This window comes from Dysgonomonas termitidis (genome assembly GCF_042654545.1).
GTDB classification, from domain to species: Bacteria; Bacteroidota; Bacteroidia; order Bacteroidales; family Dysgonomonadaceae; genus Dysgonomonas; species Dysgonomonas termitidis.
Map to the genome: position 1 here is coordinate 25,214 of NZ_JBHSGN010000061.1, position 17,689 is coordinate 42,902.

Sequence of the window (17,689 nt, forward strand, 5' to 3'; positions counted from 1 at the left end):
ATTCTCATCTATTTTGAATCATCTCCTCCACCGCTGCTATCGGTCCCCATATGGTACATATCTCCAGTATCTTTTCCTAGATAGTCACTGATTCTCTTCAAACCGGTAATATAGCGGGTCATATCTTTATTATTTTCCATTATTTATTAAAATAATATCTAGTCTAAATGCACATAACATACTGACAACAAAACACATATAAAAATAAAGTTTGATACAGGTCTGCTCTTTTCATTTATATAGGAGTTATCATAATCAATAATTGAAAGTAACAAAGGTAACACATTTTTCAATTATGAGTCAATAGTTATCCAATGAACAATATTTTACTCGTAACTTGTTACTGCCCGCAGAGCGCAATCATTTGTAATTCTTGCAAAAAACTTGACAAAAACTTGACAAACCTGACACACTTTTCACGTTATTTTTCATTGTTTCTTCCTCAAAGAACCCAGCAGCTATTGCCCGGTACAAACTCTGTCCAGAATCAATCTCCAAGTGAAGGGACGGCACTTCTGCCTTTTCTAAAGAAATATTTACTTTACTGATAATCAACATATATTTTATCAAAAAGTAACAAAGGTAACAACCTTTTCGAAATTTTTCACCCTGTCAGCTTTTGTTATATACATACCTGTTATCTGTATTTATAGATAAAAATATACGAATAAAGTAACACTAGGTTTTCAAACTCTGACACGCATCGTTTATAAAAACAAGAGCAAATGTAACTAAATCTGCTGTCGATACACATATGTTAGATGTATGCAACATACCTTTAGTTGCAGATGTTATGATTTTTTAATTAATCAGCCGCTACCGTACCGGGTATTGAATCTTTTGTCTCATGGAACGGGATTACTGCCATCTCCGGGGTTTGTGCATAGATATTTCTTGCTGCTAATGCGAATACGGTTGGTAACAGTTATGTTTTATTATCCTGGCTGTTTGTTCGTGATACCGTAAGGCCGCTTTCCAGTACCCGATTATCCTTTGAATTGTTCTACATAAGTACCGGGCCAAATAATTTTCGACGCTCAAAAAATCTACAAAATTGATATTTAACTTTGTTTTATACATTAAATGTCAGCGTAAGATTATTTAGAAGTTTTGGTTAGGCCTGTTGTGAGACAGGCTTTTCTTATATTCTTCCTTTTTTATATAGAAGAGGATATCAAAGAAAATGACTTTAATCGAATTACTTCCATATTAAAGTCATTTCTTAATTTTTTTTCAGTCCACACCTCAACGACGTAGTAACAGATGAATCCGGCAGCCTTTTAACCGGCCGCCCGGTATCAATTAATCAGTTTTCTGTAACGGATACGCTTCGGCTCCACATTGCCCAAGCGTGCCTTTTTATTTTCTTCGTATTCGCTGTAACTCCCTTCAAAAAAGAATACTTCCGAATTACCTTCAAAAGCCAGGATATGTGTACAGATACGGTCGAGGAACCAACGGTCATGCGATATCACAACAGCGCATCCTGCAAAGTTTTCCAAACCTTCTTCCAATGCACGCAATGTATTTACGTCGATATCATTGGTAGGCTCATCGAGAAGCAATACATTGGCTTCCGACTTCAGCGTCAATGCCAGATGCAGACGATTACGCTCCCCTCCGGAAAGTATACCGGTAAGTTTTTCCTGGTCTCCTCCCGAGAAATTAAAGCGGGACAAGTAAGCGCGGGCATTAATATCTTTCCCTCCTACGCGGACAAACTCGCTTCCTCCCGAAATAACCTGATAGACAGTCTTATTAGGATCGATATCAGCATGCGATTGATCTACATAACCTATCTTTACGGTCTCACCTACTTCAAATGTTCCCTTATCAGCTTTTTCCAAGCCTTGAATCAAGCGGAACAAGGTGGTTTTACCTGCTCCATTTGGTCCGATAATACCGACAATACCCGATGGCGGCAGCATAAATTCTAGATTATCGAACAAGAGCTTATCTCCGAAAGCTTTTGTTACTCCATGTGCCTCTATTACCTTATTACCGAGACGCGGGCCGTTAGGAATAAATATCTCAAGTTTTTCTTCCCGCTCTTTCTGGTCGGCATTCAGCATCTTCTCATAGTCATTCAAACGGGCTTTACCTTTTGCATGACGGGCTTTGGGAGCCATACGCACCCACTCCAACTCCCGTTCGAGGGTTTTGCGGCGCTTGCTGGCCTGCTTTTCTTCCTGCTCCATACGCTTGGTCTTTTGCTCAAGCCATGATGTATAGTTTCCTTTCCACGGGATACCTTCTCCTCTGTCGAGTTCAAGAATCCATCCGGCAACATGGTCGAGAAAGTAGCGGTCGTGGGTGATACAGATTACTGTACCTTTATACTGTTGAAGATGTTGCTCCAACCAATCGATAGACTCCGCGTCCAAATGGTTGGTAGGCTCATCGAGTAGCAATACATCCGGTTCCTGGAGCAACAGGCGGCAAAGTGCTACACGACGGGCTTCCCCTCCCGAGAGATTTGCGGTCAATTGGTCTTCGGGCGGACAACGGAGCGCATCCATCGCACGCTCGAGCTTATTGTCTATATTCCATGCGTCGCTCGCATCTATCTTATCCTGCAATACTGCCTGACGGGCAAAAAGAGCGTCCATTTTATCTGCATCCTCGTAATATTCGGGCAATCCGAATTTTTCGTTAATGCCTTCATATTCTTTCAGCAGGTCCATTATAGGCTGTACACCTTCCTGCACTATTTCCTTTACGGTTTTGGCAGGGTCGAGCTTCGGGTCCTGTTCAAGGTATCCCACCGAAAAGCCTTTGTCCGATACTATTTCGCCCTGATATTCCTTATCTATTCCGGCTATAATCTTCAACAGCGTGGATTTACCCGAACCGTTGAGGCCGATGATGCCGATCTTGGCTCCATAGAAGAATGACAGGTAAATGTTCTTTAATACTTGTTTTTGTGGCGGGTATAATTTACCGACGCCCATCATTGAAAAAATAATCTTTTTATCGTCTACTGACATGAGTCTATATTAGTTAGAGTTATGAGTTCTTTTGATATAAAAAGCGTTTAATACTCCGTTTTGGCGTCTTTTCAAATTCCTGATCCTGCAATCTGAAATTCACCACCTGACTGTATCCCGGCAGGCGTTTGTTTATCGCTTTCAATTCAGCCACAAAAATAGCAGAATAATCCTCTTCTTTCACATCATGCGCCTTCAAATAATCTTTATCAGGATAAATAAGGGCGATCAGTTTGCCATTTTCCTCGATTACAAGTGATTCGGCAATATAAGGTGAATTATTGAAATAGTCTTCAATTTCTTCCGGATAGATATTCTGCCCCGATCCACTGAGTATCATCGTTTTACTACGGCCGCGAATAAACAGGAATCCATCGCGGTCCATCACGCCCAAATCCCCGGTACGCAACCATCCCGCACTATCCAGAACCTGGTTGGTCGCTTCTTCATTTTTGTAGTATCCCAACATCACATTTTGTCCCTTCACTATTATTTCTCCAGCTTCAGTTTCCATATTGGATGATTCTATGCGCACACTCATACGGTCGACAGGGCGGCCACACGACCCTTGCTTATATGTTTCCCAATATTCATAGGAAATAAGCGGGCCGCATTCGGTCATACCATAACCAACTGTGTATGGAAATCTTATATCCGTGAGAAATGCCCCGACCTCTTTATTCAAGGCAGCTCCTCCAATGACCACCTCAACCAGCTTATTGCCAAAGACAGGTACAAGTTTTTCAGCAATTTTTTTATATATTTTTTTTCTGAAGAAAGGGATTTTAATTAACGTCCTGACCGGTTGTTTCTTCAATTGAGGAAAAACACGGGTCTGTATTATCTTTTCGATAATAAGCGGTACAGCCAGCACTAATGTCGGATTCACTTTAGAAAAAGCATCCAGAATTATTTGAGGTGAAGGGACACGGGTCAGGTAATGTATGTGACAACCCTTGGCTATAGATAGCAATACCTCGAAGGCTAACCCGTACATATGCGCCATAGGCAACATACATACTATGCCGTCACCCGCTTTCACAAATTCAATACTATCTATCGCGAAACGGGTATTTGACCACAAACTCCGGTACGGGATCATCACTCCCTTAGGATTACTGGTAGTTCCTGACGTATAATTAAGTACTGCCAGTTCATCCGGAGACTCGTCATAAAAGATGACATCTTCCTGTGAGAATCCTTTCGGATATTTAACATTGAATGTCTGTTCCAAATGAGAGCATGATTCCAAAAACTTAGCTGAACGTGATTTCTGCGCCGAAAAGTCATCTATCAGTAAAATAGCTTCCACAGACGGCATTTGTACTGGATCTACCTTAGACCATACATATTCATCCGCAAACAGGACTTTCGCTTCGGAATGATTTACAAGCGTATGTATATTCTCCCCGCTAAAATCATGCAGAATCGTAGTTATAACAGCTCCATAAGTAAGCGAGCCGAAAAAGGCTACAGCCCAGTTAGCCGAATTCTTGCCGCAGATAGCGATTTTATCTCCTTTCTGAACCTCAAGATCATCGAACAAGATATGTAATTGCGCTATTTTTTTTGCAAAATCCTTATATAGGTATGTTTCTCCGTTATAATCGGTCAATGCGGGACGTTCCCAGTTATTAATTATTCCCTCCCGGATGAGCGTTAAAAATTTATTATTTTCCATATAATCATTCTATAGGTGATATGTGCAAATGTAAACAAATTCTTAGATTATATGCCATATAAACATTGCAAATATCATAATTGTAACAGTAATACCAGTAAGCATTATACCATACAGGTACTTTTGTTAGAATTATTAATATATGGAAAGTATTCTTTGTTAAATTATATCTGACACCTGTCACAATAAACTATCAAGATATATAAATAAAGGGTGAACAAAATCCACCCTTTACTTAATAACTGATAAACAGATATTTACTTATTCAGAATATCTATTTGCTGTCTTACAGACTCTTCGTGAATCGCTTCCAGAACAACACGCATAAATTCAGGATTCATACCCATACCTTCTGCCTGGGAAATACGCTTGCTTAGTATCTCATCATAGCGGTCGGTCTGCACGATAGTCATGTTATGTTCTTTCTTGAATGTACCTATCTCGCAAGAAATACGCATACGTTTGGCCAGTAGTTCCAGCAACTGGTCATCTATTTCGTCAATCTGCCTGCGCAATACCGACAAGTCTTCCGTCGACTGCTTACCATCGCGGATAACCAAAACCGAAAGAATTTCTTTCAACCTCGATGGTGTCACTTGTTGCGAAGCATCGCTCCATGCATTATCAGGATCGCAATGTGTTTCAATAATCAGCCCTTCGAAATTCAGGTCCATAGCCTGTTGAGAAAGAGGTTGGATCAGATCGCGCTTACCTCCGATATGGCTTGGGTCGCAGATGATAGGCAAATCAGGGTAACGGCGTTTCAGTTCGATAGGGATATGCCATTGGGGAAGATTACGGTAGATCTTTTTATCATACGAACTGAATCCACGATGGATCGCGCCCAGTTTAGTCAACCCTACATTGCTAAGGCGTTCGAGTGCCCCGATCCATAATTCCAAATCGGGATTTACCGGATTCTTTACCAATACAGGTATATCCACACCTTGTAAAGCTTCTGCAATCTCCTGTACAGCAAACGGGTTAGCCGTGGTGCGGGCTCCTATCCAGAGCATATCTATGCCGTACTTCAATGCTTCATATACATGCTTCTGTGTAGCAACTTCAGTTGAGACATACATTCCTGTTTCCTGCTTCACTTTTTTCAACCATGCAAGACCTTCACTGCCTACACCTTCAAATCCTCCGGGTTTTGTGCGTGGTTTCCAGATGCCTGCACGCATAATTTTGATACCATCAGCTGCCAGTTGGCGGGCTGTATTTAATGTTTGTTCCTCCGTTTCGGCGCTACACGGGCCCGCGATCACCAAAGGACGTTCCGGGTCAACTCCCGGCAGTAAGATTGATTCTAATTCCATTTTATCTGAGTTTTTATGATTGTAATTTCTTTATTCTTTCCAGTGCCTCTTTCAGCATATGTTCATTGCAGCAAAGCGATATACGGATGTATCTCTCCCCTTTGCTCCCAAATATAAACCCGGGTGTAAGGAATACTCTGGCATCGTATAAGATTTTATCTGCCAGTTCCTCGCTGCTTTTATACTTCGCAGGTATTTTTCCCCAAAGAAACATACCTACCTGATTCTCATCATATGTGCAGTCCAGTTCATCCATTATGGCAGCAGCATATCTACGGCGGTTTGCATATAGTTCTATATTGTTTTTCCTATGCCATTCATCCGAATTATTCAATGCAGCGATAGCAGCCATTTGCATGGGTTTTAGAATGCCGCTTTCGATGTTGCTGAGCACTTTGAGTATCCACCCTATAAACTGAGGATTGGAAACAACCAGACCAATACGCCATCCGGGCATATTATGCGATTTACTCATAGAATTCAACTCTATACAAATCTCTTTTGCTCCCTCCACTTGCATGATACTAAGCGGATTCTCGTTCAATATAAGGCTATACGGATTATCATGGGCGATGACAATACCATGCTTCCTGCCAAATGCAACCAGCTTCTCGAACAGGCCTAACGAACCATTTGCTCCTGTCGGCATATTCGGATAATTAACCCACATCAGCTTTACACCGGATAAATCCATTTTTTCCAATGCTTCAAAATCGGGCTGCCAGTTGTTATTTTCATCCAGATCGTATGTATGAATCTTCGCACCTGCCATCTTACTTACAGATGTGTATGTAGGATAACCGGGATTAGGCACCAAGACCCCGTCTCCGGGGTTCAGAAACGCCAGAGAGATGTGAAGGATACCTTCTTTTGAGCCGATTAGCGGCTGTATCTCCTTTGCCGGATCGATCGTCACACCATACCAACGTTTGTACCACGTAGCAAAAGCATCACGCAGCTGAGGGATACCCACATGCGGCTGATAACCATGCGCGTCATTTTTCGCAGCGGATTCACTCAGAGCCCTTACCGTTTCTTCTGATGGAGGCAGATCGGGACTACCAATGCCAAGGCTGATCACATTCTTCCCTGCGGCATTCATTTCCGCTACTTCTCTCAATTTGGTAGAGAAATAGTATTCCTGCACTGTATTCAGGCGGTCGGCGGGTATTATATTCATATTGATTTCAATATTTAAAGATTCCAGGAATTCAAAATTAAAGTTCGCTCTGACGGCCTTCCGGGTATTCACCCAGTGTTTTAAGTTCACTTATCAGGGGACGGATAGCATCCAGCGATTGGTGATAACGTTCCAAATCCGAGAATTTGAGGTCTACATAAAACTGATATTCCCACTCCCGGCCGACAATAGGCAAAGACTGTATCTTGGTGAGACTGATACCATAGAAAGAAAATACAGACAATACTTTCGAAAGGCTTCCTTCGGTATGCGGCAGGGTGAACACAATAGATGATTTGTTTATGACCTCGTTTAGCTGAATCTCCTGTACTATCCATTTATTGCCAAAAATAAGAAAGCGAGTAAAATTGTGCTTATTCGTCTCAATTCCTCTCGCCAGTATATCCAGTCCATAAATTTCAGCTGCTCTCACGCTGCATATAGCAGCCGTAGCATGCAAACGCTTTTCGGCGACATCTTTCGCTGCCAGAGCTGTATCCTCATGTTCAATAATGCGTACCCCGGGTAATGTATCCAGAAAATTAGTACATTGCATCAGCGCGATAGGATGCGATTCCACTTCCTTTATATCATGGATGGTTTGTCCGGGAAGCGCTGCCAGACAATGAGATATACGTTGCTTAAACTCACCTGCAATAGGAAGCTTATTCTCTTTCAGTAATTCATAATTACCCAAAAGGCTCCCGGCAATGGTATTTTCTATAGCCATAATACCAATCGTATTCGGCTCTTTTTTGATGGTAGTAAAGATATCGCGAAATGTAATGCAGGGCACTATTTCGACCTCTTCTTCAAAGAAATTTTCAGCGGCAATGCCGTGATATGCTCCCAGTCCTCCTTGTATTGCAACTTTTCTCATTTATTTAGCTTATTGTCAAAAAAAAAATCCCGTCATACTTGACAGGATTCTATATATCTGATTGTTTTATTTTATTTTCAATTTTCTCATACAAAATCCTGTTTCACCTTCTAAAAAAGTAAAAGTAAAAAAAGAAAAAGTATGTAGAAAAATTCTTCATTTCAATAACCTTGTTATGATTATGGATACAAAAGTAATACTTTTTTGAATAAAACAAACATTTTGTCTTTTTTATTTCAAAAATTTTAAAATAAGTAAATCCGTGTATCCTCCGCTATTTCCATTTAGGATCGTAAAGAACCCGCTCCCCATCAGCAGAACTATACTGATTCAGAGAATCTTCCTTCGACTGGATGACCATATAGATCATTGTTTCATCAGAAGAATTACGCAAGCACCTCTTTCCTGCCGGTGATACTCTCACCACACTGCCTTCTGCTATAGGGAAGCAATCCTCATCTACCTGAAAATCGCCAAAACCCTTTAATACTATATAGGTCTCTTCATTTTGTTTATGAATATGAAAATAGGAAATATCGGTTTTGGGTGGTAGCATCTGAAATGAAATTTCGGTACCCGTTGCACCTGTCGCTTCTTTCAGGAAAACTTTGCCTGTTATCTCCTGTCTATTCTTAGGATGGATAAGGGAATATTCATTCAGGTTTTCTAAACGGCCGATATTAATTGCCGTGTAATTTTCATTTTCTGATATTCGCTTTATTTCTTTCATATAATCTATTTTTATTTCTACATATCAGGATGATTAAAAGTCCCGTACAGTTATTTTCTGAAATATTATTTATCTATAAGGTAAACGAAGATATGATTTTTTAAGAATCAGTAATTTATAATATGACATATTTTTCAAAAAAAGATATTGTAATTTTCCGATAAGAGAATAAATAACAAAAATATTTGCAGGACATTCTATGGACAAGAAAAGTATCTGCACCATATTGTATTCTGTACATTTGATTAAACAGGCCTGCGAACCCAAGCATTAGTTATTTGAAAATTAATTAGTTACATTTGAACCGTCATCTTAATTTAACTAACGATTTAAATCTGATATTCTATGTCCGGAATAAAATTTTTATTGATAATTTTTTGTTGTATATCCTTATCGGGGATCAGTATTGCACAATCAGGCACAATCACTGCCGGATTATCGAAAGTAAATATCACATCACCACACGAAATACCACTGCACGACTCATTATATGCCCGTGTTCTGATATTACGGGACGGGGATAAACGAGTAGGATTTATCGCTGTCGACCAGGGCATCTACACAAGTGACCGGATAGCCAAAATAGGTAAAGAACAGTTTGGCTTAGATGTATTATTTTTATCTTCATCACATACCCATTCTTCCGGAAAAAGGGACGAAACTCTTGTCATAAGCCAATTAACCAAAGCATTGAAAGAAGCTACAGACAATATGTTTCCGGCAAAACTGGCTGCCGGTCACCGAAAATTCCCTCAACTTGGGTTCAACCGATTGATAGTAAGGGAAGATGGACATTCGCGGGAATCATGGTTCTCAGACGATCATTATACTTCTGAAAATCCGGAACGTATTCCTTTTGGCCCCGTAGATCCTGAAGTGGGAGTTATAAAGGTGGAAGATATGCAGGGAAATACAAAGGGAATTGTAATGAATTATGCCTGTCACGCCGATATAGTATGCAGCAATTATGAGATTTCAGCTGATTTTCCGGGAGTTGCCTGCAAAAAAGTCGAGGAAGCTTTTGGGAATAACGCGGTTTGCCTGTTTGTACAGGGTGGCGCCGGAAATATAGAATCATTGATTATCAGTTCGAGGAGAAGTGGTCCGGACGATTCATTTAAGACGGACTACAGAACCATAGAACGGGTTGGAAGCCTGCTTGCATATGAGGCTATTAAACTAACCGGATCACTGACTCCCTCGGCAATCAAGCAGGCCGGCATAAGATATATGAACGATTCACTGCAATTTACAGGAAGATTCAAGTCCGATGCTCTTTTTGATGTTCATATCTCAACAATTCTGCTCAATGACAATATAGCTATTTCTACTTGTCCGGGCGAACCGTTTGTACAACTTCAGTTGGAGTGGAAACAAAAGATGCGGGATGCCGGAAGTATCCCATTTCTCTTTGGTTACACATGGTATAAAGGTACATGGCCGAATTATATACCTGATATTAAATCAGCGGCGCAAGGCGGCTATGGAGCAGATCAGGATGGCCCTACGCTCATAGCAGTGGGGTCGGGAGAAACGATAATGAATAAGCATTTCGAGAACTTTTTCCGGCTGAACGGACTGATGCGGAAAGAAAGCGGCCCGGTCGGATTTAAAGGCGGGTCACAATGGCAGACAATAGAAATCACTCCCGAATCGAAAAATAAATAAATACAGATATGAAACTGCTCATAACATTCATTGTAAGTTCTATAATTTTCAGCTTCTCCTCCTGTGAAACCAAGGGTAATAAAAAATCTTATCATTTTGATAAAAACGGCATACGGGAAGATGTTCTGGGTAATTATCTCGACAAATCAATCACAATGGTGTACTTTCTTATGCCCGATAAGCCTGAAGGCAGGCGTACATATCCCTACCATAGGGATGATATAAGGATGGTAAAAAACATTGGAGCTAAATTCATAGGGCGTTCCATTTACCGATGGGGCGGTGAAAGCCTTTTAAATTCACCGGAGTTTTGGACGAGGGCCAAAGCCATTATTACTGAAATGCACGCATTTGATCCCGAAATGATTTTTCAGGCCTGTATATTTGAGATTATCACGCGGGATGTAGATAATGTAAAGATACCGGTATGGGTATTCGAAGATTTCGACCTCCCGGCCGAAGACCGCTTTTTCTCTTACGACAGTATGCTCAATAATGAAGGGAAACTGGTTAATCACTGGCATGAAGGGAGTAGCGTTCCCGATATAAGCAAACAGGAGACTCAACTATGGTTCTACTTTCTGGCAGGTTCATATATCAACCTTGGTTGTGAAGCATTCCATATCGGACAGGTCGAACTTATGGGGATGAGCGATCCCGAGAGAGAAGCCTGGGAAAGCATTCTGAAAAAAATACGGAATTATGCTCAGCTACATGCACGGCGCAACTGGGTACTGATAGATGCGCATGTACCCAAAGGCGATATGATAAAAGACGGGGTAAGTTTATTGGATTTCAATTCGTTTCCATTACGGATTAAAGAAATACCGGAAAAACCGTATGAGGGTATATTGGAAGAAAATTATCTGGATGCCATATACAATAAAAGTAAAGGTTGCATCACTCCAAGCGGATGGAAATGCGGTAACCTCCCGTATCTGGTAGAGTTCGATAATTTCGGGCGGGGAGAAAAGCCCAATGTAGCAAATCTGGAAAGTCATTTTGTATGGGGATGGGATGAGATATCATGGTTTTCACTCCAGCCGGAAACATATAGAAATGAGTGGCTTCGTTATGTCTACAAGTGGATCAGGAAATATGATCCCGACGGTCATCTCGAAATGCCGGGCTTTCGTATGATCACATGCCCTAATAAATCGGAAGGAAGCTATAGGGCGAACACCAGGAGCGATGATTGCCCGCTCGGATATTCACAGGAAGAAGTCATTAAGGAATTATGGAATGGAAAATAAAAGAGTTATTCACTGACAAGAGCCTTTTTATTTAAAAGCTTTTCAAATTCTTCGTGGCTTCCATTGAAGGCATTCAGGTCGACCGGGGTATCTATGCCGTCTATCCGGCCCCGGTTCGAGAATTGCCAGAATAGCCAGTCACGGCCATCGGGTAAATTGGGTTTTGCGATAATATCACGTATCCAGATAGGATTATCCGGGAATTGGTGTTGCAGGTAATTTTTATAGAATTCATTTGTGGTATAGATAATCACCTTGCGCTGATAATGGTCTTCTATAATCTCAAAGTAGTTGGCTATTTCAGTGATCAGATCCTCCTTCCGGTTTGCAGGGCTACAGTTTCCTCCATACTCCAGGTCGATAATAGGTGGTAAATCTATACTATCACGAGGGACGTAGTGTATATAATTCCGTGCTTGCTCCTCTCCGTCTTTACAAAAAGTAAAGAAATGGTAGGCTCCCGACAGTATCTTATTCTGACGGGCTTCGCGCCAGTTAAGTTGAAACATGGAATCTTTATGATTGCCTCCTTCTGTGGCTTTGATAAAAGCAAACTGAACCTTTTTCTTATCCAGCTTATGCCAGTCTATCTCTTGCTGATGATGGGAAACATCAATCCCCTGTACAGGATAATCTTTGAAAGACGGATAATTCAAACGGATATATCCATTCATAAAAGCCACATATACCCCGGCACAGATAAAAACAATCATGGCTAACACAATAAGGGAATACAGGGTAACTTTTACTTTCATTGATACTTATTTAAACCGAATAACGAAGTTAGGATTAATTTTTCTTTTTGTATGTTATATTTTTATATATATTTGAGCAGTATTAACAAACTTTTTTAATAATAATATCATAACCATGACAGAATTTAGCAACCAAGGTTATCAAGAACCTGCTCAACAAGCTAACAGTTGGGAAAACCCGACTAAACCACCGAGACCAAATAATAATTTGATTTTAGCTATCATAGCTACAGTTGTAAGTTTGATAACCTGCTGCGGATACGTCAGTTGTATCGGTGTTATCCTCGGTATTATCGCAATTGTTTTCTCCACTCAGGTTGATTCCAAATATTTTGCAGGAGATTATGCCGGAGCAGAGAGTGCTGCCAAGAACGCTAAATTATTGTCATTGATAGCCATAGGTACGATCATTCTGTCAATTGTCTGGATTATTGTTTCTATCATATTGGCAGGTGGTATTTCCGCTATCATGGAGCAATACCAAACTATCATGGATCAGTACGGAGCTTAACAGCCACTAAGTTTAAACATTATAATACAGAAAGGTAATTTCAATGGAATTACCTTTCCTTTTTTATGAAGAAGTATATACTGCTTATATCAGCCATTTTATTCCCAATCGTTATTATAGCCGTTTATTATGCAATCTATAATATAGCGGGAGAAAATACACCCTGTACATTCAAAGCGGCTACCGGACTGGAATGTCCCGGATGCGGCGGGCAACGTGCTTTGCATTTCCTATTGCATGGAGATATATCAGAGGCTTTGCGCTATAATATCTTCTTCATCGTAGCGGGACCATTTCTGGCTTACTTCTATTATCTGGCTGTAAGGATTTATATACTCGGGCAGGAAAAGTACCTGAAAAGCTTTGTATTCAAACCCTGGTTCGGATATACACTTCTGATTACAGTTATCCTGTTTTTTATCCTGAGGAATATCCCTTTCTGGCCGTTTACCTATCTGGCTCCTCCCCCATAAAGAAGTGGCACCAGCCTTCACATATTTCAGAGCACTTTTTTAAACCTTTCGAGAAACTCTTTTGCCTGTTCTACTGTCAGGCAAAGCGGAGGCAGTAAACGAAATACGTGTGTACCTGTAGCTCCGGTAAAAACTTTTTCTTCAAATAAAAGCTTCGTCCGTTTTTCTTTTATAGGTTCATCAAATTCCATACCTATCATAAGCCCGCGTCCGCGTACTTCTTTTATCTGAGGGAATTTTCTAAGTTCTTCCATCAGGAATTCGCCGACATTGTAAGCGTTTTCGATAAGCTTCTCGTTCTTCATTATGTCAAGTACAGCGATAGCTGCCGCACAAGCCAGATGATTCCCCCCGAATGTGGTTCCCAATTGTCCGTATACAGCTTTAAACATCGGATTAATCAAAACTCCCGACATCGGAAAACCGTTACCGATACCTTTAGCAACAGTTATCAGGTCGGCTTGTATTTCCGCATACTGATGGGCGAAAAATTTACCGCTGCGGCCATAGCCCGATTGTATCTCGTCCAGAATCAGAATAGTTCCTGTTTCGGTACAAACGTCGCGAAGCTCTTTCAGGAAATCATCGTATGGTATCTGGATACCTGCAACGCCCTGAATACCTTCTATAATAACAGAGCAATATTCTTTTGTGGCCAACTCCTTTTTTACAAATTCAATATCATTAAACGGAGCGAAGACTACATTCTCCGACTGATTTACAGGCGCTGAATACGCTGGGATATCCGTTGTAGCAACAGTAACCGAAGTACGTCCGTGAAACGCTTTCTTAAACGAGAGAACTTTCCTGCGTCCATTATGGAACGAAGCCAGTTTTATAGCATTCTCGTTTGCTTCTGCACCTGAGTTTACAAGGAACAGAAAATAGTCGGGGTAACCGCATTGTTCTCCCATCTTTTGCGCCAGTTCCTGTTGCAGCTTATTTACTACAGAATTGGAATAGAACCCGAGTTTATTCAACTGTTCTGTAAGTTTGGCCACATAGTAAGGATGTGTATGCCCCACCGATATTACGGCATGGCCTCCGTAAAGGTCCAAGTATTCATTACCCTTATCGTCATACACATAACATCCTTTACCTTCCACGACATTGATGTCGAACAGCGGAAATACATCGAATAATTTCATTTTATATATTATTTATTTCTTTAATTGTTTCTATTAAGTTCTCTTTCCGGATAATGTACATTCCTAACCTGACCTGCGAAATTCCGTCTTTCAGCTTATATGTGTACACAGGATGTCCGTCCTGCTCGAGAATCTCGAAATAAGAAAATTCTATATTCTTATTGGCTTCCAACTCTTTGGTAACCTCTACAATATGGGAAGATATGACAAAGAACGAACTTTTCACCTCCGTAAATGCATTCACTACAGCCAATGTGCCGTCATAAGCATCTTTCACATTCGTACCCCTGAATAGTTCATCGAAGATCACCAGCATATTCCGGTGTGTTTTCAGCTGACGGGCAACATCCTTGATACGCATCACCTCTGCATAAAAATGGCTGTAACCGGAACTCAGGTTGTCGGAAATATTAATTGTAGTACACAATCCCGACAATATACTCAAAGTCATCCTCTTTGCAGGAACAGGGAATCCCACATGCGCCAGATATGCAGACAATCCCAGCGCTTTCAGGAAAGTGGATTTGCCAGCCATATTCGGCCCCGATATAAATAACAGGTTTGATGGCTTTTCAAAGCCCATATCATTTGGAATAGCCTCTTCTACAAAGGGATGGTATAAACCATCTATCTCCAGCCGGTTATTATCGGCCGGAAGCATTTCGGCATACGACAGTCCGTATTTATCAGCGGCTTTTGCAATGGATAGAAAAGCATCGTATTCGTATATAAGGTCAAGAAAGAAGAGAATATCCTTTTTGTGAGTATAGCGAAACATATAATCGAGCCGGGATGTCTCATAAGATGGTATTTTCCGCCCCAGTTTAATGATGCCGGCATAGTCGTCCGAAGAAAATATTTCCAGAACCTTTTCGTTATTCTTTTCCAGCAATTTCGGATAATTATTCCCCTTAAACTTATCTGCCAAAATATGAGAGAAAGCATATATTGTTTTCAACAGGTCGACAGTAGAGCCAACTCCTTTCTTTACCAGATAGTACTCCGTATTCGTACTTATCCTGTCCATTATCATCCTCTCCAGGGCTGTAAACCAGGTAGGGATGCGTGTCGGATAATCACCATGCCGGATATAATATTCAGTAAAATCAAGAGAATCTTTATCCACGCTCAGGCCTTCGGGCAAATATTTCTGAAAGAACGCGATTGTGTCTGTCCGTTCGGTTATCTTTTCCAGATCGGTCAGAGGATTGGACAAAAAATTATAGAGTATCCTCCTGCCACCATAACACTGAGTGTGATTAAACAGGCTGAATACAGACGTACCGTCTTTGACTGTGTCAAAGATTTCAAGGTCTTTCAGGGTTTGGGAGTCTACTTCAAATTTCATAGCTTGCTATATTATAATGTTTATATCTTTTAGAGATATAAATCTTTTATTTTCCATAAACCTTATGGTTTTCTTCTCTCTGATTATCCTAAGAATGTATGTTTTGTTCGAATCCTATCATCATATGACTATGAATCGTAAAATACATCTTAATAATCTCCTCCTCGTTTACTTTATTATAAAAATCATCATCAACCTTATATCTTACATTGTTTATTACTAAATAGCAAAGGAGAGAAAGTCTCGGCTGCGAACCCCATAACTTAGGAAAGAGATTTCCTAATATAGGGATATATAAATTACCACTACCTGCCTCATAACTCTTTTTACATTCTTTTATTTGTATCTTACCTAACTCTACAATCTTCTCTCCAGCGTCCAAATCCTTCCTATAATTCTTATTCATAAAGAAAGGTATAAGTATACATAAACTCAAGATTCCAATATTTACCAGTATTAAGCAAATGTCTATACCGTATTCTATATAATAAACAAAATTAAAAAGAAGATCAGCAAATAAAAATAGAGAAGAGAATATAAAGCCAATTCTCATTTCATCTCTTATTATTTTTATATCATGCTCTGTAAGTCTCTCCATATTCATTTTGCCTTTTCTGGAAAATCTAATTATTATTTTAGAATGCACTAGCTTTCATCTTCAACCCTTCTGTTTCGTCCAATCCGAATATCAGGTTCATATTATGTACTGCCTGTCCCGACGCTCCTTTTACCAGATTGTCTATACAGGAAAGGATAAGCAACCTATTTCCGTGCTTTTCCAGATGCAAGATACATTTATTTGTATTTACCACCTGCTTGAGATCTATATTTTTATCGGAGACAACGACAAAAGGACTTTCTTTGTAAAAATCCTGATATAATTTCGCTGCATCTTCAATCGTTCCGTCAAATTTCAGATAGGTAGAAACAAATATACCTCTGGTGAAATTTCCACGGACAGGTATAAAGTTAATATCTTCTGTAAAAGCGGCCTGTAACTGAGTTAAAGACTGGCGAATCTCTGTCAGGTGCTGATGTTCGAAAGCCTTGTAAACAGAGATATTATTCTCCCGCCAGCTGAAATGGGAGGTTGCCGACGGCTTTACTCCCGCCCCGGTGGAGCCTGTGATAGCATTCACATGGATTTCAGTATTCAGCAATCCGGCTTTCGCCAGTGGTAACAGGCCTAACTGTATGGCTGTGGCAAAACACCCGGGATTTGCGATATAAGATGATTTCCGTATCTCTTCTTTATTCAGTTCCGGTAAGCCGTAAATGAATTTATTTCCTTCGGCTTTGTGTCTGTAATCGGTAGACAGGTCTATAATTTTCAGATGTCCGGGGATCTCATTCGTTTCCAGAAACTTCTTTGTATCACCGTGCGCCGTACAAAAGAATAAAACGTCTATTTTATCGTAAGGTAACTGGTCGGTAAAGTCCATATCCGTATCGCCTAACAATCCGCTATGTACATCCGTGAGTTTATTACCCGCGTTACTTGTACTGTTTACAAATACCAGTTCAACCTGTGGATGATTGATCAATATCCTTATCAGTTCTCCGGCAGTATAGCCGGCTCCCCCTATAATTCCTGCTTTTATCATAGTTCTATTTTTTATTTCAGAAGCTTTTTACAAATATTTTCATGGTTTTTCTTATAGAGTATACCCTCCTTACTTTTTCTTAAATAAACAATATTCTCTCGCAAAGGCGCAAAAGGTAACAAAAGTAACAGTTTTTTCATGTTACACTGAGA

The 17,689-nt window shown here is 40.3% G+C and carries 16 protein-coding genes; 4 read left to right on the forward strand and 12 right to left on the reverse strand.

The genetic code is table 11. The annotated features are described in order from the left end of the window. Positions 1 to 8 precede the first annotated feature (8 nt). The 7 genes from ACFO6W_RS08080 to ACFO6W_RS08110 all read right to left on the reverse strand — a co-directional run bounded on the left by ACFO6W_RS08080 (position 9) and on the right by ACFO6W_RS08110 (position 8,777). Positions 9 to 140 carry a hypothetical protein gene (locus tag ACFO6W_RS08080; RefSeq protein WP_379995133.1) on the reverse strand — a complete coding sequence of 44 codons (132 nt, stop codon included), beginning with the start codon at positions 138 to 140 and terminating at the stop codon, positions 9 to 11. A gap of 1,158 nt (positions 141 to 1,298) precedes the next feature. Further along, positions 1,299 to 2,987, reverse strand: coding sequence for an energy-dependent translational throttle protein EttA (ettA, locus tag ACFO6W_RS08085; RefSeq protein ID WP_379995135.1), 1,689 nt, complete (start codon positions 2,985 to 2,987; stop codon positions 1,299 to 1,301). Positions 2,988 to 3,006: 19 nt separating this feature from the next. Further along, a complete protein-coding gene (locus ACFO6W_RS08090; protein WP_379995137.1) occupies positions 3,007 to 4,668 on the reverse strand; it encodes an AMP-binding protein in 1,662 nt (553 codons plus the stop codon). A 257-nt stretch (positions 4,669 to 4,925) separates the two neighbouring features. After that, positions 4,926 to 5,987, reverse strand: coding sequence for a bifunctional 3-deoxy-7-phosphoheptulonate synthase/chorismate mutase type II (locus ACFO6W_RS08095; protein WP_006799604.1), 1,062 nt, complete (start codon positions 5,985 to 5,987; stop codon positions 4,926 to 4,928). Between the two features lie 13 nt (positions 5,988 to 6,000). Beyond that, positions 6,001 to 7,167 (reverse strand): pyridoxal phosphate-dependent aminotransferase, encoded by a 1,167-nt coding sequence (locus tag ACFO6W_RS08100; RefSeq protein ID WP_379995140.1) that lies wholly within the window; start codon positions 7,165 to 7,167, stop codon positions 6,001 to 6,003. Between the two features lie 37 nt (positions 7,168 to 7,204). Further along, complete coding sequence (locus tag ACFO6W_RS08105; protein ID WP_379995142.1) at positions 7,205 to 8,047, reverse strand: prephenate dehydratase; 843 nt, start codon at positions 8,045 to 8,047, stop codon at positions 7,205 to 7,207. Positions 8,048 to 8,321: 274 nt separating this feature from the next. Then, the gene (locus tag ACFO6W_RS08110; RefSeq protein ID WP_379995144.1) at positions 8,322 to 8,777 is read right to left on the reverse strand and encodes a cupin domain-containing protein; all 456 of its coding nucleotides are present in this window, start codon (positions 8,775 to 8,777) and stop codon (positions 8,322 to 8,324) included. Between the two features lie 345 nt (positions 8,778 to 9,122). Here ACFO6W_RS08110 and ACFO6W_RS08115 point away from each other — a divergent pair, with 345 nt between their 5' ends. Both ACFO6W_RS08115 and ACFO6W_RS08120 read left to right on the forward strand, forming a co-directional pair. Further along, on the forward strand, positions 9,123 to 10,445 hold the full coding sequence (locus ACFO6W_RS08115) for a hypothetical protein (protein WP_379995146.1): 1,323 nt from the start codon (positions 9,123 to 9,125) through the stop codon (positions 10,443 to 10,445). Positions 10,446 to 10,453: 8 nt separating this feature from the next. Next, the gene (locus ACFO6W_RS08120) at positions 10,454 to 11,698 is read left to right on the forward strand and encodes a hypothetical protein (protein ID WP_379995148.1); all 1,245 of its coding nucleotides are present in this window, start codon (positions 10,454 to 10,456) and stop codon (positions 11,696 to 11,698) included. A 5-nt stretch (positions 11,699 to 11,703) separates the two neighbouring features. Here ACFO6W_RS08120 and ACFO6W_RS08125 read toward each other — a convergent pair whose 3' ends face one another. Further along, the gene (locus ACFO6W_RS08125; protein ID WP_379995150.1) at positions 11,704 to 12,453 is read right to left on the reverse strand and encodes a glycoside hydrolase family 25 protein; all 750 of its coding nucleotides are present in this window, start codon (positions 12,451 to 12,453) and stop codon (positions 11,704 to 11,706) included. A 208-nt stretch (positions 12,454 to 12,661) separates the two neighbouring features. Here ACFO6W_RS08125 and ACFO6W_RS08130 point away from each other — a divergent pair, with 208 nt between their 5' ends. Then, positions 12,662 to 12,964, forward strand: coding sequence for a CD225/dispanin family protein (locus ACFO6W_RS08130; RefSeq protein WP_379995152.1), 303 nt, complete (start codon positions 12,662 to 12,664; stop codon positions 12,962 to 12,964). Positions 12,965 to 13,029: 65 nt separating this feature from the next. Continuing rightward, a complete protein-coding gene (locus tag ACFO6W_RS08135) occupies positions 13,030 to 13,437 on the forward strand; it encodes a DUF2752 domain-containing protein (RefSeq protein ID WP_379995154.1) in 408 nt (135 codons plus the stop codon). Between the two features lie 26 nt (positions 13,438 to 13,463). Here ACFO6W_RS08135 and ACFO6W_RS08140 read toward each other — a convergent pair whose 3' ends face one another. From ACFO6W_RS08140 to argC, 4 genes are all read right to left on the reverse strand, one after another. Continuing rightward, positions 13,464 to 14,585: an aspartate aminotransferase family protein gene (locus ACFO6W_RS08140; RefSeq protein WP_379995156.1), complete on the reverse strand. Its 1,122-nt coding sequence runs from the start codon at positions 14,583 to 14,585 to the stop codon at positions 13,464 to 13,466. A gap of 1 nt (position 14,586) precedes the next feature. Then, the gene (locus ACFO6W_RS08145; RefSeq protein ID WP_379995158.1) at positions 14,587 to 15,933 is read right to left on the reverse strand and encodes a MutS-related protein; all 1,347 of its coding nucleotides are present in this window, start codon (positions 15,931 to 15,933) and stop codon (positions 14,587 to 14,589) included. Between the two features lie 88 nt (positions 15,934 to 16,021). After that, a complete protein-coding gene (locus ACFO6W_RS08150; protein WP_379995160.1) occupies positions 16,022 to 16,531 on the reverse strand; it encodes a hypothetical protein in 510 nt (169 codons plus the stop codon). A 37-nt stretch (positions 16,532 to 16,568) separates the two neighbouring features. Then, on the reverse strand, positions 16,569 to 17,537 hold the full coding sequence (argC, locus tag ACFO6W_RS08155) for an N-acetyl-gamma-glutamyl-phosphate reductase (protein ID WP_379995162.1): 969 nt from the start codon (positions 17,535 to 17,537) through the stop codon (positions 16,569 to 16,571). Between the last annotated feature and the right edge of the window lie 152 nt (positions 17,538 to 17,689).